This window comes from Bradyrhizobium sp. JYMT SZCCT0428, from assembly GCF_018131075.1.
GTDB lineage: Bacteria > Pseudomonadota > Alphaproteobacteria > Rhizobiales > Xanthobacteraceae > Bradyrhizobium.
Window position 1 is genome coordinate 14274 of record NZ_JAFCLS010000046.1, and the last position, 24276, is coordinate 38549.

At 63.5% G+C, this 24276-nt stretch carries 19 protein-coding genes; 10 read left to right on the forward strand and 9 right to left on the reverse strand.

From position 1 onward, the window contains the following. Positions 1 to 20: 20 nt before the first annotated feature. On the reverse strand, positions 21 to 1127 hold the full coding sequence (gene ccmI, locus JQ575_RS34085) for a c-type cytochrome biogenesis protein CcmI (RefSeq protein WP_212037564.1): 1107 nt from the start codon (positions 1125 to 1127) through the stop codon (positions 21 to 23). A 464-nt stretch (positions 1128 to 1591) separates the two neighbouring features. On the opposite strand from ccmI, the gene exbB reads away from it, so the two are divergent. The 3 genes from exbB to JQ575_RS34100 are packed head-to-tail and all read left to right on the forward strand — an operon-like array spanning position 1592 to position 3635. After that, entirely contained in the window at positions 1592 to 2458 is an 867-nt protein-coding gene (gene exbB, locus JQ575_RS34090) for a tonB-system energizer ExbB (RefSeq protein ID WP_249167091.1), read from the forward strand. Between the two features lie 5 nt (positions 2459 to 2463). Beyond that, positions 2464 to 2889 carry a TonB system transport protein ExbD gene (gene exbD / locus JQ575_RS34095; RefSeq protein WP_192734306.1) on the forward strand — a complete coding sequence of 142 codons (426 nt, stop codon included), beginning with the start codon at positions 2464 to 2466 and terminating at the stop codon, positions 2887 to 2889. Next, positions 2886 to 3635 (forward strand): TonB family protein, encoded by a 750-nt coding sequence (locus tag JQ575_RS34100; RefSeq protein WP_212037568.1) that lies wholly within the window; start codon positions 2886 to 2888, stop codon positions 3633 to 3635. Before exbD ends, JQ575_RS34100 begins: the two co-directional genes overlap by 4 nt. Positions 3636 to 3910: 275 nt before the next feature. Here JQ575_RS34100 and JQ575_RS34105 read toward each other — a convergent pair whose 3' ends face one another. After that, positions 3911 to 6835: a TonB-dependent receptor domain-containing protein gene (locus tag JQ575_RS34105; RefSeq protein ID WP_212037569.1), complete on the reverse strand. Its 2925-nt coding sequence runs from the start codon at positions 6833 to 6835 to the stop codon at positions 3911 to 3913. A gap of 513 nt (positions 6836 to 7348) precedes the next feature. On the opposite strand from JQ575_RS34105, the gene mntR reads away from it, so the two are divergent. Next, a complete protein-coding gene (mntR, locus tag JQ575_RS34110; protein WP_312010846.1) occupies positions 7349 to 7825 on the forward strand; it encodes a manganese-binding transcriptional regulator MntR in 477 nt (158 codons plus the stop codon). Between the two features lie 17 nt (positions 7826 to 7842). On the opposite strand, the gene JQ575_RS34115 is transcribed toward mntR, so the two are convergent. The 5 genes from JQ575_RS34115 to JQ575_RS34135 form a co-directional block, all read right to left on the reverse strand. Further along, the gene (locus JQ575_RS34115) at positions 7843 to 9264 is read right to left on the reverse strand and encodes a hypothetical protein (protein WP_212037571.1); all 1422 of its coding nucleotides are present in this window, start codon (positions 9262 to 9264) and stop codon (positions 7843 to 7845) included. Positions 9265 to 9415: 151 nt separating this feature from the next. Next, positions 9416 to 10792, reverse strand: a complete 1377-nt coding sequence (locus tag JQ575_RS34120; protein WP_212037573.1) for a sensor histidine kinase — start codon at positions 10790 to 10792, stop codon at positions 9416 to 9418. 246 nt (positions 10793 to 11038) lie between these two features. Further along, a complete protein-coding gene (locus JQ575_RS34125) occupies positions 11039 to 11710 on the reverse strand; it encodes a response regulator transcription factor (protein ID WP_192734300.1) in 672 nt (223 codons plus the stop codon). Positions 11711 to 11953: 243 nt separating this feature from the next. Beyond that, on the reverse strand, positions 11954 to 12622 hold the full coding sequence (locus tag JQ575_RS34130) for a metallophosphoesterase (RefSeq protein ID WP_212037575.1): 669 nt from the start codon (positions 12620 to 12622) through the stop codon (positions 11954 to 11956). A 113-nt stretch (positions 12623 to 12735) separates the two neighbouring features. Further along, positions 12736 to 12882, reverse strand: coding sequence for a hypothetical protein (locus JQ575_RS34135; protein WP_212037577.1), 147 nt, complete (start codon positions 12880 to 12882; stop codon positions 12736 to 12738). A gap of 268 nt (positions 12883 to 13150) precedes the next feature. Between JQ575_RS34135 and JQ575_RS34140 the strand changes: the two genes are divergently transcribed. Both JQ575_RS34140 and JQ575_RS34145 read left to right on the forward strand, forming a co-directional pair. Next, the gene (locus JQ575_RS34140) at positions 13151 to 14128 is read left to right on the forward strand and encodes a Ku protein (RefSeq protein ID WP_212037579.1); all 978 of its coding nucleotides are present in this window, start codon (positions 13151 to 13153) and stop codon (positions 14126 to 14128) included. Between the two features lie 29 nt (positions 14129 to 14157). Then, positions 14158 to 14394: a hypothetical protein gene (locus JQ575_RS34145; protein ID WP_212037581.1), complete on the forward strand. Its 237-nt coding sequence runs from the start codon at positions 14158 to 14160 to the stop codon at positions 14392 to 14394. Positions 14395 to 14409: 15 nt separating this feature from the next. Here the strand turns inward: JQ575_RS34145 and JQ575_RS34150 are convergent, their stop codons facing one another. Both JQ575_RS34150 and JQ575_RS34155 read right to left on the reverse strand, forming a co-directional pair. Further along, positions 14410 to 14616 carry a hypothetical protein gene (locus JQ575_RS34150; protein WP_212037582.1) on the reverse strand — a complete coding sequence of 69 codons (207 nt, stop codon included), beginning with the start codon at positions 14614 to 14616 and terminating at the stop codon, positions 14410 to 14412. A 22-nt stretch (positions 14617 to 14638) separates the two neighbouring features. Beyond that, on the reverse strand, positions 14639 to 14803 hold the full coding sequence (locus tag JQ575_RS34155) for a Flp family type IVb pilin (protein ID WP_212037584.1): 165 nt from the start codon (positions 14801 to 14803) through the stop codon (positions 14639 to 14641). 215 nt (positions 14804 to 15018) lie between these two features. On the opposite strand from JQ575_RS34155, the gene JQ575_RS34160 reads away from it, so the two are divergent. The 4 genes from JQ575_RS34160 (at position 15019) to JQ575_RS34175 (ending at position 24097) form a co-directional block, all read left to right on the forward strand. Next, complete coding sequence (locus JQ575_RS34160) at positions 15019 to 15189, forward strand: hypothetical protein (RefSeq protein WP_212037585.1); 171 nt, start codon at positions 15019 to 15021, stop codon at positions 15187 to 15189. Between the two features lie 266 nt (positions 15190 to 15455). Then, entirely contained in the window at positions 15456 to 17090 is a 1635-nt protein-coding gene (locus JQ575_RS34165; RefSeq protein WP_212037587.1) for a thiamine pyrophosphate-requiring protein, read from the forward strand. A gap of 195 nt (positions 17091 to 17285) precedes the next feature. Beyond that, entirely contained in the window at positions 17286 to 23162 is a 5877-nt protein-coding gene (locus JQ575_RS34170) for a GAF domain-containing protein (RefSeq protein WP_212037588.1), read from the forward strand. Beyond that, positions 23159 to 24097, forward strand: a complete 939-nt coding sequence (locus JQ575_RS34175) for a sensor histidine kinase (protein WP_212037589.1) — start codon at positions 23159 to 23161, stop codon at positions 24095 to 24097. Before JQ575_RS34170 ends, JQ575_RS34175 begins: the two co-directional genes overlap by 4 nt. Positions 24098 to 24276 lie beyond the last annotated feature (179 nt).

Consider the following 24276-nt stretch of genomic DNA (forward strand, 5'->3'; position numbering starts at 1 on the left):
TCCCTGCATGATGGGTTCCATCATCCGTCGAGCCCGAGATTCTTCAGGCCTTCATTGAGCTGGCGCAAGCGTTCGGCATCGTTGGCAACCGCCTGGCGTGCATCGCCCAGCGCGCTCACCGCCTTGTCGCGCTCGCCCATCACCATATAGGCCCGCACCAGCCGCAGCCATCCCTCGACATCGTCGCCGTTCTCTTTCAGCCTTGTGGCGAGGCGGTCGACCATGCCGCGGATCATGGCGCCGCGGTCGGCCTCGTTCATGTCCTTGGCCGCAGCCATCGCATCATTCGACAGCGTGGGTGCCGCCGGACCGCCGACCCGCACCAATGCGGCCTGAACCAGCGGCCGCCACGGCGCATCGGCCGGCGCCTTGGCCAGCATCGCGCGCCAGATCGCGGCGGCGTCGGTGCGACGGCCATCCTGCTCGGCGGCAAGCCCGAGGAAATAGCCGGCCTTGGGCTCGTCGGCGTTCAGCGCTGCCGCGCGTTCGAATTCGGCCTTGGCCTGCGAGGTCACGACGCCGCCTGCCGAACCGGTCAGGGCTTCGCCGAGATCGGACCGGCGCTCGGCGCTGTCGCCATTGTAAGTGATCGAATTGCGCAGCGCGCGGATCGCATCGTCGTAGCGGCCGAGCCGCACCAATGCCGGGGCCAGAACGCTCCAGCCGCGGCCGTCGGTCGGATTTTTGTCCAGATGCGCCTCGACCTGCGCGATCAGATTGTCGATCGGCTGGTTGACGTCGGGGGCGCGGCTGCGGCTGGCGAGCGGGAAATCGCCGAGCTGCGGCGATCCCAAGGAAAGGTAGAACGCAACCGCCGCGACCGGCAGTCCCACCAGCGCCAGGACGGTCGAGGACCGCCGCAGCCCGAGGTTCGCCTGCCCCGGCAGGTCGTCCTTGCTATCCGCGGCCGCCAGCAGGCGGCGGCTGATCTCGACGCGCGCGGCTTCCGCTTCCGAGGGCCCAATCAGGCCGGCGGCGACGTCGCGATCGATCTCGGCAAGCTGGTCCCGGTAGACGGCAGCCTCGCTGCCACCACCGGCAGACGCCGCCGAACCGCGGCTCAACGGCCAGAGCACGGCAAAGATCGCCGCGACCGTCATCAGCGCGAACACAAACCACAGCGTCATCAAGCGGTTCCCGGGCGGAAACGGCGCCTGCGCAGCAGGCACCGATGCGCCGCTTTACACCACCGGCGGCAAGCCCGGCAATTGACAATTGCGGCAGAAAAACCGGCGAAACCGGACCGATCGCAGCCTCGATCGCGTGGGCGCCGCCGGGGCAGCCCGCGCGACGCGCGAACCTGCGCGAAACTTCGCACAGTTCCTGCAAAAACCTGGAGGGACGCGTGAGTCACGCCAACAGGCACGCGCGCACAAATTCAATTATAAATTGATACCTTATAGCAATACACGCAGGATACGCAGATGCCTACCTTTTGATCCTAGCGAACGGAAAATCTGGCGGGTGTGATCAAAACGTTCCGCGGCCGCTGCAGGGTGCGGCAGCAAGCTATAGCATTTGCACCAAGACGTAGGCGATGCTACACAATGGGGTGAATACGTTAATTCCCAGCCCCTTAGAGGCAAAACCGATGCGATCCTGGAAAGCTCTTCGACGCGACGCCCTTCCCTTTGGCCTTGTTGGAATTCTGGATGGCCCGAAGGTTCGCCGCGGCGCCGCCTTGCTTGCGCTCCCGTTCTTGTTCCCATCGCTTCCGGCGTCGGCACAGGATGGAGTTGACAGAACCGCGATCGCGGTCGCGCTGCTGCCCCGCGATCTCAGCCCCTGGGGCATGTTCATGCAGGCCGACATCGTCGTCAAAGCCGTGATGATCGGTCTGGTCTTTGCGACTCTGGTGACCTGGACGGTATGGCTGTCGAAGACGATCGAGCTGATCAAGGCGCGCCGCAATGCGAAGAACGCGTTGCGCGAACTCGCGAGCGCCAGGAACGTGGAAGACGCCGTGCGGCAGGTTCCCGAGGGGGCGGTTGCGCAATTGCTCGAAGGCGCGATGGCGGAATTGAAATTGAGCACCGACCGAATGGACAAGGAAGGGATCAAGACCCGGGTTGCATCTCGGCTTCAGCAGATCGAGGCGGCGGCCAGCAGGCGCATCGGGTTCGGCACAGGCGTGCTGGCAACCATCGGATCGACCGGTCCCTTTGTCGGGCTGTTCGGAACGGTGTGGGGAATCATGAACAGCTTTATCGGGATCTCGAAGTCGCAAACCACCAATCTCGCGGTGGTCGCGCCGGGTATCGCCGAGGCGCTGCTGGCGACGGCGCTCGGGCTGGTGGCGGCGATACCCGCCGTGATGATCTACAATCTGTTCGCGCGCCAGATCAGTTCGTATCGCGCGCTGCTCGGGGACGGGTCGTCGGAGATCACCCGCCTCGTCGGCCGTGACCTCGACGGCGGCGCCATACTCGTCCGGCGGCATCTCGCAGCGGCGGAGTAGCGGCGATGGCTGTCAGCGTTAACCAGAGCAATGGCGATCTTGCGGAAGTCCATGAGATCAACGTGACACCGTTCATCGATGTCATTCTCGTGCTGCTCATTATCTTCATGGTCGCCGCGCCGCTCGCAACCGTCGACATCGCGGTCGATCTTCCGGCCTCGAATGCGCAGCCGCAGCCGCGGCCCGACAAGCCGGTCTACCTGACGGTCAAGCCGGACCTCTCTTTGTCCGTCGGGAACGAGACCGTGGGGCGCGCCGCGCTGCCCGGCGTGCTCGATGCGAGCACCAACGGCCATAAGGACAGCCGAATTTTCCTGCGCGCCGACAAGCTCGTCCCGTATGGCGAGGTGATGCAGGTGATGAACATGCTGCGCGCCGCCGGCTATCTGAAAGTCGCCCTGGTCGGACTGGAACAAGCCTCGTCGCCATGATGCAGCTTGCGGCCGAAGATCGTTCCGACCTGCAACGCTGGATGTTGAGCGGCCTTGCGGTGCTGTGCGTCTACGCCGGCGTGACCGCGACGCTCGCGACCTGGCGCTATCCGGACGACACCGCGACCACGGAGCCTTCTGGCGCGATCGTGGTCGACCTCGCACCGCTGCCGGCAGCGCCCACGACGACCCCATCCGATGTCGCGCCGGGCCCGGAACAAGTGATGTCGGAAGCGCAGCCCATGGCGAAGCCCGAGGTGACGCCACCCGATGAAACACCTGAGCTGCCCCCCGCTCCCAATCCGGATGCGGCCGTGGCGCTGCAGAGTAAGCCGCAGCCTGAGGTGACGCCGCAGCAGCAGGCCGCCGCCGCGACCACGTCGGCACCCGCGGCAGTCCCTGATCGCATCGCGCCGGTCGCGGTGGCGCCGACACAGGGCGCGCCGAATGTGAAAGACTCGGAAGCGGCGGTGACATGGCGAACCAAAGTCCTCGCCTTGATCGAAAAGAACAAGCGCTATCCGGAAGCCGCGCGGCCGCGGCAAGGGACGGCACGCGTGTCGTTTGCGCTGGACCGCAAGGGAATGGTGGCCAACGCGCGCGTGATCGACAGTTCGGGCTCCAGCGCCCTCGACGAGGAAGCGGTCGCGCTGCTCAAGCGCGCGGAGCCTTTTCCGGCGCCGCCCGCAAATTTTCCGGGCGATTCGGTTGTCGTGAGGCTGCCGATCCGCTTCACCGTGAAATAACGCGGACAAGAACGGGCCGCAGAATCGCAGACACCAGACGTCCGCAAGGGCGGCGTCGGGAAGCAGGCATCGGTTGAGCCGAGTGGGCCGCCTGCCTTGCTCTAAAATTCAGGCGGCCCCGCCGACTACATCAATTGTCCTGCCCCACGGCAGAGGCCATAGCCAGCCAGGCAAAATATGAACAGACGGATTTGAAAGTCTTATGACAGAGGCCGCCAACCAGGCGGCCTCTGTCAATCGCCATTTCCCGCGCGGCTTTGCGCTACAACACCGGATCAATCCGCAATGATCGCCCCGCCGGCGCCGAACTTGTAGTTCACGCCGACCCTGATCCCATCACTGCTCACCCTGGTGTTGGAGTCGAACGCGACCGCCGTGTTGGCGGCGGTGGCCGGCGTGGAACGCACCGAACCGAAATCCATGTGAAGATATTCGAGCTTGCCGGTCCAGTTGCCCGCGAGGCGGGTCTCCAGACCGCCGCCGATGGCCCAGCCGAAACGGTAGGTGTCGGTTGTCAAAGCTGCCGTCGTCGCGGCACCCGCATTATCGAAACCTGTGACAGACGTCGACGTCGTTATCTTGCCGAACGGCACGCCCGCCGTGACATAGGCCAGCAGGCCGGGTGAAACCAGCGCGCCGACGCGCCCGCGAACGGAGGCGACCCATCCGAGATGATAATCCAGGCTTGCCGTCACGGGTGCGTCGAGCGGAGCCAGCGCCGCGGTGCAGGCATTGCCGGGACATGTCGTGATGTTGCGTCCGCGCTGATTGCGGTATTCGAAATCGCCTTCGATGCCTGCGACTAGCCGGCCCGATATCCAGTTGTATCCAGCCTGCCCGCCAATACTCGCGCTGCCGCGCGTGGAGAACAGGCGGCCGCCGTCAAACGGCAGGCCGGTCGCATCCTCGCTGAATACCGCGCTGGTAACGGCCCTGCCGCCGACATACCCGACAGTGCCGCCGGCATAGATGCCGGCCCAGTTCCAGGCCGCGTCGAGCATCCGCGGCGATTTGTAGTACATGTTGCCGCCCGGCCCCCGCGCCATACCGAAGGACGAACCCGGCGCTCCGCTCGGCCGGTCGACACCGTATTTGACGTTAAGAAAGAGCTTGAACCCGCGGCCGGGCTGCAGGATCTCGTCCTTGTGGAATTGAACGGCATTGCGAATGTTGGCGTTGAGCAAATTGTCGCCGACGATTCCAGTCGCGACCTCGACCGCGCCCCACGGCGAATCCTTCCAGAACTGCCGGTTCTCCACCTGCACCTTGAGCAAATCGTATCCGCCGGTCGTCGTATCGAACTGCGAAACGTCGTTCTGTGCGAAGGCATGCAGCAGGCCGACGCGGGCAAACCAGCTGTCGTTCCGCCAATAGGCGCCGCCACCGAGCCGCATCGGCGGGATGCGCGGAACATTGCTGCCGTCGGTGAACGTAGCCCGCACGACATCGAATTGTCCATCCACACCGAACGTGCCGCTCCCGAGCGGTGCGACGTCCCATTGCCAGGCCAGTTCGCCGCCGCGGAACGTCGCGTCGCGCTGATCGTAATTGACCTGGATGTAATCGGTGCCGGCGCCGCAGGTGGCAAACGTTTCCTGGCACAGGATGCCGGTGGCGCGCGAGAAGATGAACTTGTCGTACGACGTGTAGTAGGCGTTGGCGGCGAACCTGAAATCGCCGGCGATGCGCTTCAGGCCGATTTCTGCCGTCTGCGCGGTCTCGATTCCCAAATTCGGGTTGCCGATCTTGAAGGTCTTCTCCGAACCGTCAGGGCCTTGCGCGAACAGTTCTAGCGCGCGCGGCGCGCGTTCGATCCGCTGCAGCGTCAGGCTCGCCACCAGATAGGATGGAAGATCCTTGATGATGCCGAAACTGACGCTCTTCGGCATGAAGTCGAGCTTGGCTGCAGCCCTGCCCGGTTCATTGGGCGGCGGCAGAAAATTCGGCGGGAAGGTGAACGCCGTTCCTGCGATATCGACGCCCTCGATGCGTCCGGCCAATTGCGTGCGGAGTGTGTCTGTGTGTCGTACTTCATTGAGGAAATACGCCGCCGCGGTTCTGGTCTGGGCGGGAAGCAGGATGGCCTGGCCTGCCGTATCCAGTTGCTGGTAGGCGCCCTGCGCACCGACAATGCTGGTCAGCGCCCCGATCGGCGTGGCGAACGCCGCAGATTCAAGCTCGATCTTTCCCTCGGTCTGCGTGTTCTTGAAAGTGGCCGTGATCCCCTCGTAACCGGGACCGGCGAGCACCGTCTCGTCATGCCTGTACTCGGAATATCCGGTCCAGTACCTGACGGCCGCAAGCGCGGCCGCATCCGGCCGATACTCGCCCTTGCTGGTAATCTTGGTCTGCTCGAGATCGTTGTGCTGGCGTGCATCCGCGGTCGCGATACCCGGAACGAAATAGTCGCTGGTGAAGCGAGAGACGGCGACGCCGGCATAGCCGCCGTCGAACAAATAAGAGCCGCCGACCGCCGCCCCCGCGCTTTGCGAGGCCGAGTTCGGTTGCCTGCCGTTGCCGACCGGCGCGGGGTTTGGCGGAACAAGATATGGATAGCTCGGGATGCTGTAGTCGCTGGAGGATCGCCCGTAGATGTCGGCGTGAACGGCGGCGTTGCGACCGCCCGCATCCAGCAACAGGCCGCTTTCCCATCCCTTGTTGACGCTCGTCACGGCCGATCTCAGTTCCGCTGCCAGCCCACCCACTGGAGCGGCGGTCGGAATCCGGTTGTTGTTGACGTCGACGACGCCGCCGACGGCCTGCGAGCCGAACCGGAGCGCCCCCGGTCCGCGAACGACGTCGACCTTCTGGATCGCGAGAGGATCGATCGGTACCGCGTGGTCCTGCGCAATGTCAGACACGTCGACCGCACCGACGCCGTTCTCCTGAATGCGGACCTTGGCGTCCGACAAGCCGCGCAGAATGGGGCGGGACGATTCCGTGGCGAGGCCCGCGGAAGTCGCGCCGGGCATGGTGGAGAACAGGCTGCCGAACCCGCCATTGCTGCTGCCGGTCTGGATTTGATTGCTGCCGATCGTCGACAACGGCGCAAACGGCGGATTGAAGGGCGAGGCGGGCGCGGCCGCCGGGGCGGGACCAGGCAGCGGTGCGGCGACGGCCCGTGAAGGCCGGCCGGGCTCGGCGCGCCCTGCCCGCCGCGCCGGCTTGGGCTGGCGGCCCTCCACCGTCACTTGCGGCATGTCGATTTCCGCCGGGGCGGCGGGCTTGTCTTGCGGTCCGGCGGCGGTGGCCGGTTGCGGCGGTGCCGTCTGCGATTGAGCGGGAGCCGCCGGGGCTTGCCCCGTTGCCGGGGCTGCCGGCGCGGATGGTTCGGCAGGCGCCTGAGGCGCGGCCGGAGACGCCGATGGCGCAGGAGACGCCGATGGCGCAGGCGTGGCCGTCTGCGAGAGGGCCGCAGTCTGGCCCAAACATACCATTGCAAATGCAGACGTGCCCAACAGGGCCATTCGTGTAGCGCGCATCTCGTCCCCAACCTTCATCGCGCTACAGGAACCGGTCCGGATAAGCTGCGACCTTAAAACGTAGGTAAGGCTACATGTTAATGTTGCCCCGTTAACTGTCAAGATGCCGCGGCCGGTCGTCGCAAGCGCGCGCCGGCCTGTTGCGGATTCGCGACATGCCGCCAACTTGCAATGTGGTCGGCAGCACGCCATGGTCTGCCTCCTCTCGATGGATTCGCCTGGAAAGGTGCCGTGTTGCGCAAGCCCTCGACAGACCGGGCCAAATCGATGCAGCCGCTCCCCACGGAGCAAACGCAGGCGCGCCGCTTTGGAAAAGCGCGGTCGGCGCGGTCGACCGCGGTTCTGGAAGATTATGTCGAACTGATCTCCGATCTGTTAGGCACGACCGGCGAGGCGCGCCCGACCGATATCGCGCGCCGGCTCGGCGTGTCGCACCCGACGGCGATCGACACCATCGCGCGGTTGAAGCGGGAAGATCTCGTGACGGCGCGGCCCTATCGCGGGGTGTTCCTGACCGAGAAGGGCGAGACCCTCGCCAAGCGCGTCCGCGCGCGTCACCGGCTTGTGGTGGATGTCTTGCTGGCGCTGGGCGTCCCGCAGGAAGCGGCAGAGGGCGATGCCGAGGGCATCGAACATCACGTGTCGGACGTGACGCTGAAGGCGTTCGCCGAATTCCTGCGCGCCAACAAGGATCGCCGCAAGGTGTGAGGCGCGACCTCGCCGTCCTATCCGTTGCGGGTGGACTTGCGCTCGGCGGATTTGCGCTCGCCCGTGACGGCGTTTTCGGCCGCCCTGCTCATCAGCGACGCATAATCATGGCCGAACAGGACTTCGCAGAAGCGGATCGCCGCCTTGGCCTGTAATTGCCGGTAGGCGCGCGCCTTGGTGTCGCCGCCGCGCAGCGCCTGCACCAGCGCCTCGGTCGAGTGCTCGACATAATGCTGCAGGTCGGAATAGGTCCGCAACGTGACCTCGTTGATCGCAAGCTCGCTGGCATAGGTGCGGCAAACCGCGACGAAATCGATCAGGGCCGCGGTTTCCTCGACGTCCGTGGCGTCGATCTTGGGAGCCGACGAAATGTCCTTGTCGGCGCGCTGGCGCAGGATGCGCCGGACCCGGCCGGGCACGCTGTCGATTTCCGACTGCAGCGAATTGGAAATGTCGGCGCGGATCGAGGTCAGCTGCTTGCCCCACGTGGAATCGTTGCGCAGGTCCAGTTCGGTGCGCAAGCCGCGCACGCCGTCATGCAGCGTCTTCAATTGTTCGCTGACATTGTCGAACTGGCCGCGCCTGATGTCGGTGCGCAGGCAGGCCGCGAGAAAGGACAGATCGTGCAGCGCGAGCGTGACGGCGATGCCGTACGGCGTCGCGGCGACGCGAATTTCATCGTCGGAAGCCGCCATCTTGATCGCGAGGCGGATAATCTGCCACGGCGCCGCCAGCCGCTGCATGATCAGCGACAGCGCGAACGGCAGCAGTTGCGGCGTCTGCAACGAGGGAACATTGAGCGCCGAGGTCACCGACGCGATCTGGGATTCCGACAACGCCCGCAATTGGCTGGGAAGCCGGCTACCCAGCGTGTCCATCGCCTCACGGGCGCGCAACACCGACCCGATCGACAGGAAGTCCTCGACGACGTTGGGCGGGCCGATACGCGCGAGTGAACGCTGCCTGTCGTCGCCCTGCACCGGCGCCGCGACCTTGGCGATCGCCTCCGCGGCGGCGAGCTGGAATTTGCGCGACTCCGATTCCAGTCCTGCGGTCGAACCGCTCTGCCTGATGTCGGCCAGCGCGGCTTCGAAGGCCCGCGCCTGCTCCGGCGCGCCGTCCCGGGCCAACCATTGCCAGACCGGCAGCAGCGAGGTGCGGCGGATCTGGCCCTGCCGCATCGGGAAATTGCTCTCAACCAGAAACGGCTCGATCGGGCGAAACAGCAGACGCGCCGGATCGTCGGTCCGCGGCCGTATTTCTTCGTCTTCCTCGGTTCCGCGCACCACCTTGCGCAATTGCTCGAGTACGAGGGTGGCGACCGCGACTTCCTCGCCGCGCTCGATCGCGCGCTCGAACGAGCGCATCAGCAGCGCCTGCGCCTGAGGCGGGAGCTGGGCGAGATAGTCCCTCAGCCGCTCGGTCGATGTCTGGCTCATGCGCCCGGTGTGGATATGCGTGTGTCGTCCGGACGGCAACGCGCGTCCAACCGCCATCATAAAAGTGCGCGCGTTAAGAAGTCGTTTAGGAATGATGAAATCAAGGGCGGCATGGCCGGTCCCTCCAACCGGATTCAATCGCTTTTCGCGCTCAAACCCCCGGCAGCACCAGCTCGGCCCGCAACCCGCCGATCGGGGCATCACCGAGCGCAAGGCTGCCGCCATAGAGGGCGGCGAGATCGACCACGATCGAAAGCCCGAGGCCAGAGCCCGGCTTGGATTCGTCCAGCCGCTGTCCGCGCCGCGAGACCTGCGCGCGCTCGTCGGCCGACAGCCCGCGGCCGTCATCATCGACGATGATCCGCAGCCGTGGGCCTGCACTTGGCTCCTTCGCCGGCTCCAGCAGCACCTCGATCAAAACCTGCGAGGCGGCCCATTTACAGGCATTGTCGACCAGGTTGCCGGCCATCTCCTCGAGGTCCTGGCGCTCGCCGCGAAACTTCGCGTTGGAATCGGCTTTCAGCTCGATCGCGATGGCGCGATCCCGGTGGATCTTTTCCATGGTCCGCCGCAACGCCTCGATCGCGGGCGCGACCTCGGTGACCGTGCCGACCACGGTGACGCGCGCGGCGATGCGCGCGCGCTCCAGATGATGCGCGACCTGATCGCGCATCACGTCGGCCTGCTCCAGCACCTTGCTGGCAAAGGCATCGACGGGGTGCGCGGCGGCCTCGTTGACGATGACCGACAACGGCGTCTTGATGGCGTGGGCGAGATTGCCGACATGGGTGCGGGCGCGCTCGACGATTTCCCGGTTGGCGTCGATCAGCGCATTGGTCTCGCGCGCCAGCGGCGCGATCTCGACCGGAAACTCGCCCTCCAGCCGTTCGGCACGGCCGGAGCGGATATCGGCGATCGATTCCGAAATGCGCTTGAGCGGCGCAAGCCCGAAGCGGACCTGGAAGATCGTGGTCAGCAGCAGCACGATGCCGAGCGCCGCGAAGGTGCCGCCGAGGTAATAGTCGAAGCTGCGCGTCTCATCGAATATCTCGGCGGCATCGCCGGCGACGCCGATCAGGAACTTGCCGTCCGCGCCGAGGTCGACCGGCCGCTCCACCATCCGCAAATTCTGCCCCTCGGGGCCGTCGACATAGCCGAGACGGATGCCGGCCGCGGTCAGTTCGGCGCCGTGCTCCTCGAGCTTCGGCAGCTTCTTGTCCCACAGCGAACGCGACACCCGCGCTTCGGGCTTGTCACCGTCGGTGCGCACGACCTGCCAGTACCAGCCCGACAGCGGCAGCTCGAACAATGGCTCGCCGAGCGACTGGAACGGGTGGTCGGGCGGCTCGTCCGGCGTGGCGACCTCCGCGATCAGGGTGCGCAGATAGAGATTGAGGCGGCGGTCGAAAGCGCGCTCGGTGGCATCGCGATAGACCGACGACAGCACGAACCCGGTGATGACAAGGATCACCACTACCCACGCGGTCGCCGACAGGAACAACCGTGTGGCGAGCGAGGAGCCGCGCATCAGCACGCGATCCGGAAAAGTGGCGGCCGGTTTTCAGACAAAAACATGCTCAAACAAAGAAGTAAGCGTGTTGCTTCGTCAACGCCTTTAATCAGGGGCCGGCAGAGCGCTTTCCGTTCCGATTGCATCGGAACGGGGCTCTAGATTCTTGTTTTGACGCGTTTTCTACCGCAGATAAGTCTATGCAATCTGCGTAAACTTGATTGCTATGCGAACCGGGCGCCACTTCGCTGGAAAACGCTCTGGTCACGCGCCGGGGGCCGGCGGCGTCAGGAGATAGCCGAGCCCGCGCACGGTCTGGATGATATCGACGTCGAGCTTCTTGCGGATCCGGCCAACGAACACTTCGATGGTATTGGAATCGCGGTCAAAATCCTGATCGTAGAGATGTTCGACCAGTTCGGTGCGCGACACCACGCGCCCGGTGTGGTGCATGAGATAGGCGAGCAAACGGTATTCATGCGACGTCATCTTGATCGGATTGCCTGACACGCTGACCCGGCCGGTGCGGGTGTCCAGTGAAACCGGGCCGCAGGTCAGTTCCGACTGGGCGTGACCGGTGGAACGGCGGAGCAGCGCGCGGATCCGCGCCAGGACTTCTTCGAGGTGAAAGGGTTTTGCGACATAGTCGTCGGCGCCGGCGTCGAAGCCCTGCACCTTGTCGCTCCAGCGGTCGCGGGCGGTGAGGATCAACACCGGCATCGCCCGTCCGTTGCGGCGCCAGGACTCCAGCACCGAGATGCCGTCCATCTTCGGCAGGCCGATGTCGAGAACGACGGCGTCATAGGGTTCACTGTCACCGAGGTAGTGCCCCTCCTCGCCGTCGAACGCGCGATCGACCACATAACCGGCATCCGTCAGCGCCGTCGTAAGCTGACGGTTGAGATCGGGGTCATCCTCGACGACAAGCAGGCGCACGCTGGCCTCCAATGGTGTGCTTCACGAAACCTGCCACAAGATGAGGCTCACCGGCGTGAACGGCCAATGAACAGGGCACTTGGCGCCAGGTTACTTTTTTGTCATGGCGGCCCGCTAGGCGCGGCGCTCAGTCGCAGGCAATGCCTGGAGCCCCGCGCCGATGGAATCGGAACGGGGCTCCAAATTTTTGTTTTGACGCGTCTAGCATGCCGAATCGGCCGCCCAAAGCGCCCAAAAGCGCGGCTAACGACCGTCTGCCCCGCGGACTACGATCAAATCGACAGGGCCGCCAGGCCGGCCATCGTCGAACACGCCAACCGTCAACCGTCCGGTTTTCCAGGCGGCGGTGTCGAGATTGGTGCGGCCCTCGAATAACAGTGGGCCTTCGGGATCATTGTCGTGGCCGTGCACGACGTGGAGCGCGCCGAATCCGCTCGAATCGTCCTTCGGGTAGCGCTTCCACAACAGCGTTTTTTCGCTCTGCTTCTCCAGCGGTGTCCCCACCTCGACGCCGGCGTGCACATAGAGGCGGTGCGCATCGACATACAGCAGCCGCAATTGATCGAGCCACGCGATATGGGCCGGCGGCACCGCGGCGGGATCGCCGCCATAGGACGCCAGCGCCATGTCGCCGCCCCGCTCCAGCCAAAAGGCCTGCTTCGCCGGATCGCGTAGCCCGTCGACCATCATCGCGTCGTGATTGCCCTTCAGCGCAACAAACCGCCAGCCGCCGTCAACACCTGGCAGCAGCCGCTCGATCACCTGCCTGCTCTGAGGGCCCTTGTTGACGTAGTCGCCGATGGTGACGATGGCGCCAACGTTGCCGGACGCATGTGCATCGATCTCCAGGAGCGCGCGGCTCAGCAGATCATCGCGGCCGTGAATATCCGGAATGACGTAGGTGAAGCTCATCCGCGTGCGCATTCCGGCCAAGGGACACCACGGTGCTATTCCAACCGCACGCCACCGGCAACCGGCGTGCATCGTCCGGCCGGACTGCCGGCGAGTGTCATTTGTACCGTCCCTTACGTCCGGAAAAACACGAACCAGACCACGCCCAGGATCACCAGTCCAGTCGAGACGGTCAGGAGCGCCAGCACCGAGGGACCGGGTTCGGCCTGACGCGCTTCGGTCGGGGTTTCGATAATCTGGTCATGCCGACGCGTTGCCATGGGGGACCTCAATTGCGTAAGTGCCTGTAATGCCAGCTATTGCTTCGACACCACCTGTCAAAAGCAACGCATGATGGCAGATGATGTTCCGGGGCCTTGCACCCGGCATTTTTGCGATCAGGTCGTCCAAAAGGTCGTAGCCGAACGGCGGAACATATCGCTCGGTCTCGGTTAACGCCGTTGGCAGATTCCTTTCCCCGCTGTGTTTGAAACCGGGTCTGCCGATGGTATTCTTGACGGTCGTCTGTTGCGTCCTCGGAGTTTTCCCATGGCCCCCCGCGCCAATTGGAAAGGCTTTTTGCGCCTTTCGCTCGTGACCTGCCCGGTCGCCCTGTATCCGGCGACCTCGGATACCGAGAAGGTCTCGTTCAACCAGATCAACCGCAAGACCGGCCATCGCATCAAATATGCCAAGGTCGACGCCGACACCGGCGAGGAAGTCGCGAACGAAGACATCATGAAGGGGTACAAGATCGACACCGACACCTATATCGAGGTGTCGAAGGACGAGCTTGACGATCTCGCGCTGGAATCGACCCGCACCATCGAAATTGACGAGTTCGTACCGAGAACGGATATCGACAGCCGTTACGTGATCCGTCCCTATTACCTCGTGCCGGACGGCAAGGTCGGCCACGACGCGTTTGCGGTGATCCGCGAAACCATCCGCAGCATGGACAAGGTCGCGATCGGCCGCGTGGTGCTGACCAACCGTGAACACATCATCGCACTGGAGCCGCTCGACAACGGCCTGATGGGGACCCTGCTGCGCTACCCCTACGAGGTCCGCAGCGAGAAGGAATACTTCGACGACATCCAGGACGTGAAGATCACCAAGGATATGCTGGATCTGGCCAAGCATATCGTCGAGCAGAAATCCGGATCGTTTGAACCCGAGCAGTTCGAGGATCGCTACGAGCAGGCGCTGATCGACCTGATCAACCAGAAGCGCAATGGCCTGAAGACATCAGCCAAGGCGGCACCGAAGACCGGGGGCAACGTCATCAATCTGATGGACGCACTGAAACGCAGCCTCGCCAACGAGAAACAGGCCGCTCCTGCCGCAGCCAAGGAAAACGGCAAAGCCAAAGGCAAGAAGCCGCGCAAGGCAGCCGCCGGCCAGCGCGAAATGCTGCTGCCGATCAGCGGCAGCGGCAAGCGCGCCGCCAAGGAAACTGTCAAGGAAGCGCCTAAGAAGGCCGAGAAGCCGGTTCGTGCGTCCGCCCGCACCAGGAAGGCCAGTTGATCGCGCGGGCATTCGGCCGATAGCGCGCGATGCCGTGGTCGACGCCGTTCAATGAGCCGATCGCGCTGCGGGGCGGCCGCACGCTCACGACGCTGCAGCACGCCGCCGACTACGTCATGAAACTGCCAAAAGCCGAACAGCAGGAAGCGCGCTGGCAAACCGCGGTCGAGCAATTGATCAGGGCTGCGGAGACCGGCGGCGGGTGGCTGATGTTCGCGCGGATTGCAATGATGCGGGCGCTATATACGGATGAAAACGACCGGTAACGCGGTTTTGTGGCGCTAGTCCCCGTCGCCGTCTCCCCCGCCAAAATCAAATCCGTCGATGCCGTCGCCGGTTGGTCGATTGCGGAGCATCAGATCCGTGAGCAGGGCCACAACCAGTATGGCGGCGAATACGCGCCACGGATGCTGCACGCCGTAGGCGATGACCTGCCGGCCGAAGCTGGCGATTGATGGACCCCAGGTCCCGAACAGCAGCTCTTGCATGGTGCGCGCTGCCGGTCCGTCCCTATTTGAGCGATGTGCTGACAGTCTCGAATTTGGTGCTGAGCGCAGTGCCGACGCCGTTGACGGCACCAACGATCACGATGCCGATGCCCATCGCAATGAGACAATACTCGATTGCGGTCGCGCCGGACTCATCCCTGAAAAAATTCTTCAACAATCGACGCATGAAAACTCCTGTCGACGCCGCTGGAATTCTCCCCGCGCCCCGCTCCAAATGGAACCCTAGATTGGAATGATTGACGACGTTTTGACGAACAGGATGAACGACTTATTAAGCCGGAGCCCTGACTGCACAGGTATTCCTACGGTACCAAAAATTTACTCTGAATTGTGTCGCGCCCGCCATGGTCGGCGGATCGGCGTATTCCGGATCGAGCGCACATGTCCGCGCAGAAGCGTGAACCAGGAAAAAACTACATCGGCCTCCTGAACGATGAGTTGGAAGAGCAGCGCACTGCCGAGGTGCGATTCGGCAACGATCGCCGCCTGACGGCGTATGTCCTCGGCCTGATGGCGGCGATGTTCACCCATCGCCGCAACGAGGCGAGATAGTAGCCCTCCTCTCGCCCGTAGGACGCGGCAGGCTTGAGGCCGCCGCGGCGAACAGCGCCCGACACGTTCTGATCGAGTAGGAACCGCTGGACGTCGGGCTCATCGGTCTGGCGCCGGTATTGGTCTGCAGCAACCGCTCCGGCGGCAAACGCATATCAGCACTTCCCGGAGCAGGCGCCGCCCGCGCTTTACCGGACGGAAAATTCCTGTTCCAACTGTGAGAAATCGGCCGAACGAACCGGCCTGCACACAAGGGGGAGACCGTCATGAAGCTCGGCGCGGCGATTGCAGAAATCATGAAGCGCGAGGGGATCGAGATCCTCTGCGGCTATCCCGTCAATCATCTGATCGAATATGCCGCCAATGCCGATATCCGCCCCGTGATGGTCCGCCAGGAACGCATCGGCGTCCACATGGCGGATGCGATCTCCCGCGTCACCTCGGGCCATTCGATCGGCGCGTTTTGCATGCAGCACGGCCCCGGCGCCGAAAACGCCATGGGCGGCGTGGCGCAGTGCTACGGCGAATCCGTCCCGGTGCTGGTGCTGCCGATGGGCTATGCGCGGCGGCTCGCCAATATCGACCCGAACTTCAACTCCAGCCAGGCGATGCGGGCGTTCTCAAAATCCTCCGAGCCGATCAATATCGCGGCTGAAGTCTGCAACATCTTTCGTCGCGCCTTTACCAAGCTGAAGAACGGCCGCGGTGGGCCGGTCATTGTGGAAATCCCGGCCGACATGTGGAACGAAGACGTGCCGGAGCCGCTGAACTACACGCCGGTGCTGCGCACGCGTTACGGTGCCGATCCCGTTCATGTGAAGGAAGCCGCCGCACTTCTCGTCTCCGCCAAGCGGCCGGTGATCTACGCCGGCCAGGGCGTGCACTACGCCAAGGCCTGGCCGCAATTGAAGCGGCTGGCCGAGCGTCTCGCCATCCCCGTCACCACGAGCCTTGGCGGAAAATCGTCGTTTCCGGAGACGCATCCGCTATCGCTCGGTTCGGGCGGCCTGGCCGTGCCCCGCGCGGTGCCAAAATTCCTCGGCGAGGCCGACGTGATCTTCGGCATCGGCTGCTCCTTTACCGAGACCTCGTTCGGCATCGCCATGCCGAAGGGCAAGACCATCATCCATTCGACGCTGGACCCCAACCATCTCAACAAGGATGTCGAGGCCAGGATCGGCCTGGTCGGCGATGCCGGCCTGGTGCTCGATGCGTTGCTGGAAGAGATCGGCAAGAGTGTCACCAGCGATCGTGACGCATCCTCCGTCGCCGCGGAGATCGCCGCCTCGCACAAGGAGTGGCTGGCGAAGTGGATGCCGAAACTCACCCACAACGACGCGCCGCTCAATCCCTATCGCGTATTGTGGGACCTGCAGCACACCGTCGATATCAAGAACACCATCATCACCCATGATGCCGGCAGCCCGCGCGACCAGCTGTCGCCGTTCTGGAAATCGGTCGAGCCGTTGTCCTATATCGGCTGGGGCAAGACCACCCAGCTCGGCTACGGGCTTGGGCTCGCCATGGGCGCCAAACTGGCAAAGCCCGACAAGCTCTGCATCAATGTCTGGGGCGATGCCGCGATCGGCTTCACCGGCATGGATTTCGAGACCGCCGTGCGCGAGCGGATTCCGATCATGTCGATCCTGTTGAACAATTTTTCCATGGCGATCGAGCTGAAGGTAATGCCGATCTCGACCGAGAAATACCGCTCGACCGACATTTCCGGCGACTACGCCGCGATGGCGCGCGCCTTCGGCGGCTATGGCGAACGGGTGACCAAGCCGGAAGACATCATTCCCGCGATCCAGCGCGGCATCGCCAAGACCAAGGAAGGCATCCCGGTGCTGCTGGAATTCATCACCAGCAAGGAGACCGAGGTCTCCCGGCCCGGAACCTGATCACCGCCCCGGCCGATAACCGCTTAGCCTGCTTCACATTCTGGCGTCCCGGCCTTAAGAAAAGGCCGGGACGGCGCTGGCTTGGCCCCGCCTGGAATGAAATTATCTGCCACATTGGTGCGAGCGCTGATGGCTTGGCGCCATCGGCCTGCAAAGCTTGCTGTGAAATGGCTTGCCGTGAAATGGATTGAGTGAATGACCGCGCTCCCCCCGGACGCCGTGGCCGATCTTCACAGACTGGTTGGCGAGCTCGAGCAGAGGCTCGAATCCAGCTTCGCCGCCCACGACGTGGCGATCGCCCGTCAGGCGGCGATGGACGCGGAAAACGGCCGGCTCATTCATGAACTGAGCATCGCCCGCGAGCGCCAGAACGCCAGCGCCGATATCCTGCGAACCATTGCCAGCGTATCGGGCGATGCCGAACACGCGCTGTACCAGATCGCCGAGACGACCGCGCGATTGTTCGATGCGGCGAGCGTCACGATCCGGATCGCTGACGGCGACAGATGGGGTCTCTCGATCCGTTTCGGCGAGGGCTCCGAGCGTATCGGCAAAGAAGTACCTGCGGCGCAGCTTGAGATCGGCGCCCGCAACCTCCCAAGCGCGGTATTTGCCCTCGACCATCAGATCCATGTGCCTGATCTGACCAACCTCGGTCCCGAGATGTCCGAATGGCCTGGTCTCGTGACCTCGCGCGCCGCGGGTCTTCTCACGGTCGCCGGCACACCGCTGCGGCGCGAGGGCAAGCCGATCGGTATTCTCATCGTCTACCGAGACCGCCTCGCGCCCTTCACCGACGACGAACTCGCGCTGCAGCAGAGCTTTGCTGATCAAGCCGCAATCGCGATCGAGAATTCGCGGCTGTTCAACGAACGGCGCCAACGCACCAACGATCTGAGCGAATCCCTCCGTCAGCAGACCGCTACCGCCGACGTGCTCAGGGTGATCGCGTCCTCGCCGGCCGATGTCGAACCGGCGCTCAAGGCAATTGTCGAAAGCGCCTGCGCACTTTGTGACGCCTATGATGCCAACGTCCTGCTCAGGATTGGCGACCATCTGCATTTCAGCGCCCATCACGGGCCGATACCGACAGGTCAACACAGTCGTCCGATCAACAGGGAGTGGGTCACGGGTCGCTCGGTTGTCGACAAGGTACCTGTGCAGGTGTCTGACTTTTGGGCGCCCGAGGCTGCCGATTTTCCCGAGGGGCAACGGCAATCGCGCGAACAGGGGCACCGCTGCAGCCTCAGCATACCTCTCCTGCGGGAGGGAGAGGCCATTGGTGCGATCGTACTTCGTCGCCTGGAACCGGTCGCCTTCACAGCCAGACAGACAGCCCTGCTGCAGACCTTTGCGGACCAGGCTGTGATCGCCATCGAAAACGTGCGGCTGTTTCGCGAGACAAGGGAAGCGCTGGAACGACAGACAGCCACGGCCGAAATCCTGAAGGTCATTGCCGCCTCTCCCTCCGACGCGCAGCCGGTGTTCGAAGCCATCGCTGCCAGCGCCAAGCGACTGCTCGGCGGGTTCTCCGCCACGGTGCTGCGCTTTCTCGGCGACGAACTGCATCTGGTGGCGTACACACCGACCAGCCCCACCGCCGATGAAGGCCTGCAGGCCTCGTTTCCTAGATCGATCTCGGAATTCCCGACCTTCGCGCTGGTGCGCAATGGCGAGACCGTTCAGTTTCCCGACAGCGAAGCCGAGCACGTCCCGAAGTTGAACCGGGAACTGGCGCGGCTGCGCGGCTTCCGCAGTGTATTGTTCACGCCCCTGATGAACCAGGGCGAGCCGGTCGGCATGATCAGCGTCACCCGCGCGGAGCCGGGCGCCTTTGCCGCCGACCACGTGCAATTGCTGCAGACGTTCGCCGACCAGGCGGTGATCGCGATCGAGAACGCACGCCTGTTCAACGAAACCAGACAGGCGCTCGAGCGACAGACCGCGACGGCTGATGTCCTCAAGGTGATCGCCGGCTCGCCGTCGGATGTGCAGCCGGTGTTCGAGGCCATCGTGGCCAGCGCGAACCGGCTGATCGGCGGATTTTCCACCGCGATCTTTCGCTACGCTGGCGACCGGATCCATCTGTCCGCGTTCACTCCGACGGACCCCGCGGGCGATGCGGTGCTGCAATCCTCGTTCCCGATGCCGCTTGACCGGTTCCCGCCCTATCAGTTGGTTCGCGATGGTGCGCCGGCGGAACTCGTCGATACCGAGCTCGAGCCGGCCGCACGCGACATCGCGCGTGCACGGGGATATCGCAGCATGCTGTTCGCGCCGCTCATGAACGAGGGCAAGGCCGTCGGCATCATCACGGTCACGCGCCGGGCACCCGGCTCGTTCGACGAGCCGCACGTCCGGCTGCTGCAAATGTTCGCCGCGCAGTCGGTGATCGCGACGGAAAATGTGCGGCTGTTCAACGAGACGCGGGAGGCGCTGGAACAGCAAAAGGCGTCGGCGGACATCCTCCGGGTCGTCAGCAGCTCGGTCGCCGATGCCCAGCCCGTATTCGATGCGATCTTGCGCAGCATCGAGCATCTATTTGGCGGCGATGACCGGTTCATCTACCTCGCAGGCGATGATGGACTGCTCCATATCGGCGCGGCGCACGGCGCCAACGCCGAGCGCGTGCGCGCGCTGTATCCGGTGCCGCTGGAGGGAACCGCGAGCGAGGTGGCCTTCCGCGAGCGCCGCTTGATCCATTACGCCGACGTATTCAACGATCCGGACGTGCCTTCGCCGCTGCGCGAGATCGCCCGCCGTATCGGCAAGAACTATTCGATGGCACTCGCGCCCATGCTGTGGGAGGACCGTGCCATTGGCTCGATCTTCGTCGGCCGCACTTCGATGAAGCCGTTCAGCGAAAAAGAGTGCAGCCTGCTGCGCAGCTTCGCCGACCAGGCTGTCATCGCGATCCAGAACGCGCGGCTGTTCAACGAGACGCGGGAAGCGCTGGAGCGGCAAACCGCGACGGCCGACATTTTGAAGGTCATCGCCAGTTCGCCTTCGGACGTGCAGCCGGTGTTCGACGCGATCGTAAAGAGCGCTGCGCGGCTTTTCGAGCCATGCTCGGCCACCATCACAACGCTGAAGGATGGCAAATTGCATTGGAACGCAATCGCGGAGATCGCGTCGAGTTTCGATCACGAAGCTGCCAGGGCCAGGTATCCGATCGCATTCGACCCGGATCGCTCACCCTCGGCGCGTGCGATGCTGGAGCGCCGAATCATCGAGATTCCCGATGCCAGCGCGCCGGACACACCAGAGTTCACTCGAAAAATCGCAGCCGCTGGTGGCTTCCGGAACATCATCTTCGTGCCGCTGATCCATGAAAACAAGGGCATCGGCACCATCATTCTGACGCACCCGCAGGTCGGATTCAAGCTTTCGGACAAACAACTCGCGCTTGTCCAGACCTTTGCCGATCAGGCCGTGATCGCGATCCAGAATGCTCGCCTGTTCAGTGAAACCAAGGAAGCGCTGGAGCGGCAGACCGCGACGGCGGAGATTCTCAACGTCATCGCCAGTTCTCCCACCGACGTACAACCGGTGTTCGACGCCATCGCCGAAAGTGCCAAGCGGCTGCTCGACGGCCAGACCGCGCTCGTCACCCGCGTTGTCGGCGACCAGCTTGATCTGGCAGCCCACACCGCGGGAAGCGAGGCCGGCGACGAGGCGATTCAGAGTTCGTTCCCGACCCCGCTTGCTTCCTCCGGAATGCACAGCCGGGCGGCGCTGACCGGGACGATCGCGTTCCGGACCGATATCGAAACCGAACCCGACGTCCCCGAAGCCGTCAAGGAAACGGCGCACGCCCGGGGCTACCGAAGCATCATCTCCGTGCCGATGCTGCGCGAAGGCGTGGCGATCGGCACCATTGGTGTTTCGCGTGCCGAGCCGGGACGGTTCGCCGACAACCAGATCGACCTGCTCAAAACATTTGCCGACCAGGCGGTGATTGCCATTGAGAATGTCCGCCTCTTCAACGAGGTCAAGCAGCGCACTGAAGACCTGAGCGAGTCCCTGCAGCAGCAGACCGCGGTTGGCGACGTTCTCAAGACCATCAGTCGGTCGACCTTCGACCTGCAACCGGTGCTTGATACGCTGGTGAACACCGCTGCCCTGCTCTGCGACGCCGAGATGGCCTTCATCATGCGGCGCGAAGGCGATGAGTATCGGGCCGGCGCCGCCGTCGGTTACAGCCGTGAGTACATCGAATTCCTCGTGACCCACCCCCTCAAGGCCGACAGAGGTTCGATCACCGGCCGCGCCGTACTCGAACGGCGCACGGTTCAAATTCTCGATGTCGCCACCGATCCTGAATACACCTTGCGCGAAGCTACCACGATCGGCCGTCAGCATACCACGTTATGCGTGCCGTTGCTGCGCGAGAATGAGCCGATCGGAACCATCGTGCTGGCGCGACAGCGGGTGGCAGCGTTCACGCAGAAGCAGATCGACCTCGTTACCACTTTTGCCGACCAGGCTGTCATTGCGATCGAGAACGTCCGCCTGTTCGATGAGGTTCGCCAGCGCACGGAAGATTTGAGCGAATCCCTGCAGCAGCAGACCGCGACCGCCGACGTGTTCAAGGTCATCAGCCGTTCCGCGTTCGATCTGCAGAAGGTCCTCGACACGCTTTCGGAGTCGGCAGCCGGCCTGTGCGAGGCCGACATTGTCATCATCCATCGCAGGATCGGCGAGGGATTTCGAGGCGCGGCGAGTTTTGGCTTACGCGAAGAGCATCACCGCACGGTCATGGAAATCGACCATAAGCCTGGACGCGGCTCGCTTGGCGCGCGCGTCCTGCTCGAAAATGCACCTGTTCTCATCGAGGACGCAGAGAACGACCCGGAATATGACTTCGCTTTGCAGCAACGGGTCGGCATACGAAGCATGATGGGCGTTCCGTTGCTGCGCGAGGGCGTCGCGATCGGCCTGCTGCTGTTGTTCCGCAAGAGGGTGCACCCTTTCACCGAGCGACATGTCGATCTTGCCATGACCTTCGCCGACCAAGCCGTGATCGCGATCGAGAATGTTCGCTTGTTCGACGAGGTTCAGGCACGCACGCGCGATCTTACCGAAGCGCTGACCTACCAGACCGGAAGCGCGAATATCCTGAAGGTCATCGCCTCCTCGCCGACCGATATCAACCCAGTGCTCCAGGCGATCGTCGAAAGCGCCTGCGAGGTTTGCGATGCGTATGACGCCATAGTGCGCCTCAAACAAGGCGACAACCTTCGCTTCAGTGCGCACCATGGCCCGCTATCGGTCACCTTGAACGACCGGCCCATCAGCCGGAACTGGACGGCCGGCCGAGCTGTCATTGAGGGAAAGCCGGTTCAGGTAAAAGACCTCCTGTCTCCCGAGGGCGACGAATTTCCCGAAGCCAAGACGTTGGGACAGAAAAATGGCCAGCGCACCGTTCTGAGCGTGCCGCTGCTCCGCGACGGCAAAAGCCTTGGCGTGATCACGCTCCGCCGCCTCGAAGTAAACCCCTTCGAAGAGAAGCAGATTGCCTTGCTGCAGACCTTCGCGGACCAGGCCGTGATCGCGATCGGCAATGTCCGTCTGTTCGAGGAAGTGCAGCAGCGCACCCGCGAGCTTTCGGAATCATTGGAGCAGCAGACCGCGACGTCGGAAGTGCTGAGCGTGATCAGCCGGTCCGCCGGTGATCTGGAGCCGGTGTTCAAGAGCATGCTCGAAAACGCCACACGCATTTGCGGCGCGCAGTTCGGCCTCATGAACCTGTACGACGGCGACAGCTTTCATACCGTCGGCTTTCACAACGTGCCTTCGGCATTCGAGGCCGCCAGGCAGCGGAGTTTTCGGGCGCATCCCGACGGCGACCTCGGACAAATGGTCCTGACAAAGAAAGTTGCACACATTCATGACCTCCGCACACGGCCGCTCTATATCCAGGGCGATCCGGCGACCGTACAACTCGCCGATCTGGCGGGCGCGCGCACGATCCTCATCGTTCCGATGATCAAGGACGACGAGTTTGTCGGCACCATTGGAATTACCGTCTCGAAGTTTCGCCGTTCAACGAAAAGCAGATTGCGCTGTTGAGCAGCTTTGCCAGCCAGGCCGTTATTGCGATCGAGAATACACGGTTGCTCAAGGAGCTTCGGGAGCGAACCCACGATCTCACGCGGTCGCTCGACGATCTCCGTACCGCGCAGGACCGGCTGGTGCAAACCGAGAAGCTCGCTTCGCTCGGCCAGCTCACCGCGGGCATCGCGCATGAGATCAAGAACCCGCTCAACTTCGTCAACAATTTCGCCGCCCTTTCGGCGGAACTGACCGATGAACTGAACGACGTGCTCAAGCCTGCCGAGATCAGCGACAAGATCCGCGAAGAGGTCGACGAACTGACCGGCCTGCTCAAGGACAATTTGCAAAGGGTGGTCCAGCACGGCAAGCGCGCCGATTCCATCGTCAAGAACATGCTGTTGCATTCGCGCGAGGGAGGCGGCGATCACCGGCCCGCCGACATCAACGCGCTGATCGACGAGAGCCTCAACCTCGCCTATCACGGTGCCCGCGCCGAACGAGCCGACTTCAACGTCACACTGCAGCGCGACTTCGACGCCAATGCCGGCATGGTCGAGATGTTTCCGCAGGAAATCACCCGCGTGTTCCTGAACCTGATCTCGAACGGCTTTTATGCCGTGAACCGGCGCAGGATCGAGGTCGGCCAGTCCGGCTTCGATCCCGTGCTGATCGCCGCCACCCGCGATCTCGGCGATGCCGTCGAGATTCGCATCCGTGACAACGGGATAGGCATCCCGCCCGAGGTAAAGGACAAGATGTTCAATCCGTTCTTCACGACCAAGCCTGCGGGCGAAGGCACCGGGCTTGGCCTGTCGATGAGCCATGACATCGTCGTGAAACAGCATGGTGGCACGATCGACGTCGATACCGAGCCCGGTCAATTCACCGAGTTTCGCATTGTTCTGCCGAGGACCAGCAATCCTCTCAGCAAGACCCGGGGTTCGACGTGAGTGTTCTGGTCCTTGTTGGTCGATGACGAGCCCGATCGACTTCGCCCTGCTCCGGGACGAAATCGATACGCGGCTGGCACAGGCGAGCTAAAGCGTTTTCGAGCGAAGTAGGTACCGGTTCACGTAAAGAAAACGCGTCAAAACAAGAATCTAAAGCTTCGGTTCTGATGCAATCAGAG

Bases quoted from the DNA above. Each gene is read 5' to 3' on its own strand.
- ccmI (WP_212037564.1), bottom strand. From the start codon at position 1,127: ATGACGCTGTGGTTTGTGTTCGCGCTGATGACGGTCGCGGCGATCTTT.
- exbB (WP_249167091.1), top strand. From the start codon at position 1,592: ATGCGATCCTGGAAAGCTCTTCGACGCGACGCCCTTCCCTTTGGCCTT.
- exbD (WP_192734306.1), top strand. From the start codon at position 2,464: ATGGCTGTCAGCGTTAACCAGAGCAATGGCGATCTTGCGGAAGTCCAT.
- JQ575_RS34100 (WP_212037568.1), top strand. From the start codon at position 2,886: ATGATGCAGCTTGCGGCCGAAGATCGTTCCGACCTGCAACGCTGGATG.
- JQ575_RS34105 (WP_212037569.1), bottom strand. From the start codon at position 6,835: ATGCCGCAAGTGACGGTGGAGGGCCGCCAGCCCAAGCCGGCGCGGCGG.
- JQ575_RS34115 (WP_212037571.1), bottom strand. From the start codon at position 9,264: ATGAGCCAGACATCGACCGAGCGGCTGAGGGACTATCTCGCCCAGCTC.
- JQ575_RS34120 (WP_212037573.1), bottom strand. From the start codon at position 10,792: ATGCGCGGCTCCTCGCTCGCCACACGGTTGTTCCTGTCGGCGACCGCG.
- JQ575_RS34130 (WP_212037575.1), bottom strand. From the start codon at position 12,622: ATGAGCTTCACCTACGTCATTCCGGATATTCACGGCCGCGATGATCTG.
- JQ575_RS34135 (WP_212037577.1), bottom strand. From the start codon at position 12,882: ATGGCAACGCGTCGGCATGACCAGATTATCGAAACCCCGACCGAAGCG.
- JQ575_RS34140 (WP_212037579.1), top strand. From the start codon at position 13,151: ATGGCCCCCCGCGCCAATTGGAAAGGCTTTTTGCGCCTTTCGCTCGTG.
- JQ575_RS34145 (WP_212037581.1), top strand. From the start codon at position 14,158: ATGCCGTGGTCGACGCCGTTCAATGAGCCGATCGCGCTGCGGGGCGGC.
- JQ575_RS34150 (WP_212037582.1), bottom strand. From the start codon at position 14,616: ATGCAAGAGCTGCTGTTCGGGACCTGGGGTCCATCAATCGCCAGCTTC.
- JQ575_RS34155 (WP_212037584.1), bottom strand. From the start codon at position 14,803: ATGCGTCGATTGTTGAAGAATTTTTTCAGGGATGAGTCCGGCGCGACC.
- JQ575_RS34160 (WP_212037585.1), top strand. From the start codon at position 15,019: ATGTCCGCGCAGAAGCGTGAACCAGGAAAAAACTACATCGGCCTCCTG.
- JQ575_RS34165 (WP_212037587.1), top strand. From the start codon at position 15,456: ATGAAGCTCGGCGCGGCGATTGCAGAAATCATGAAGCGCGAGGGGATC.
- JQ575_RS34170 (WP_212037588.1), top strand. From the start codon at position 17,286: ATGACCGCGCTCCCCCCGGACGCCGTGGCCGATCTTCACAGACTGGTT.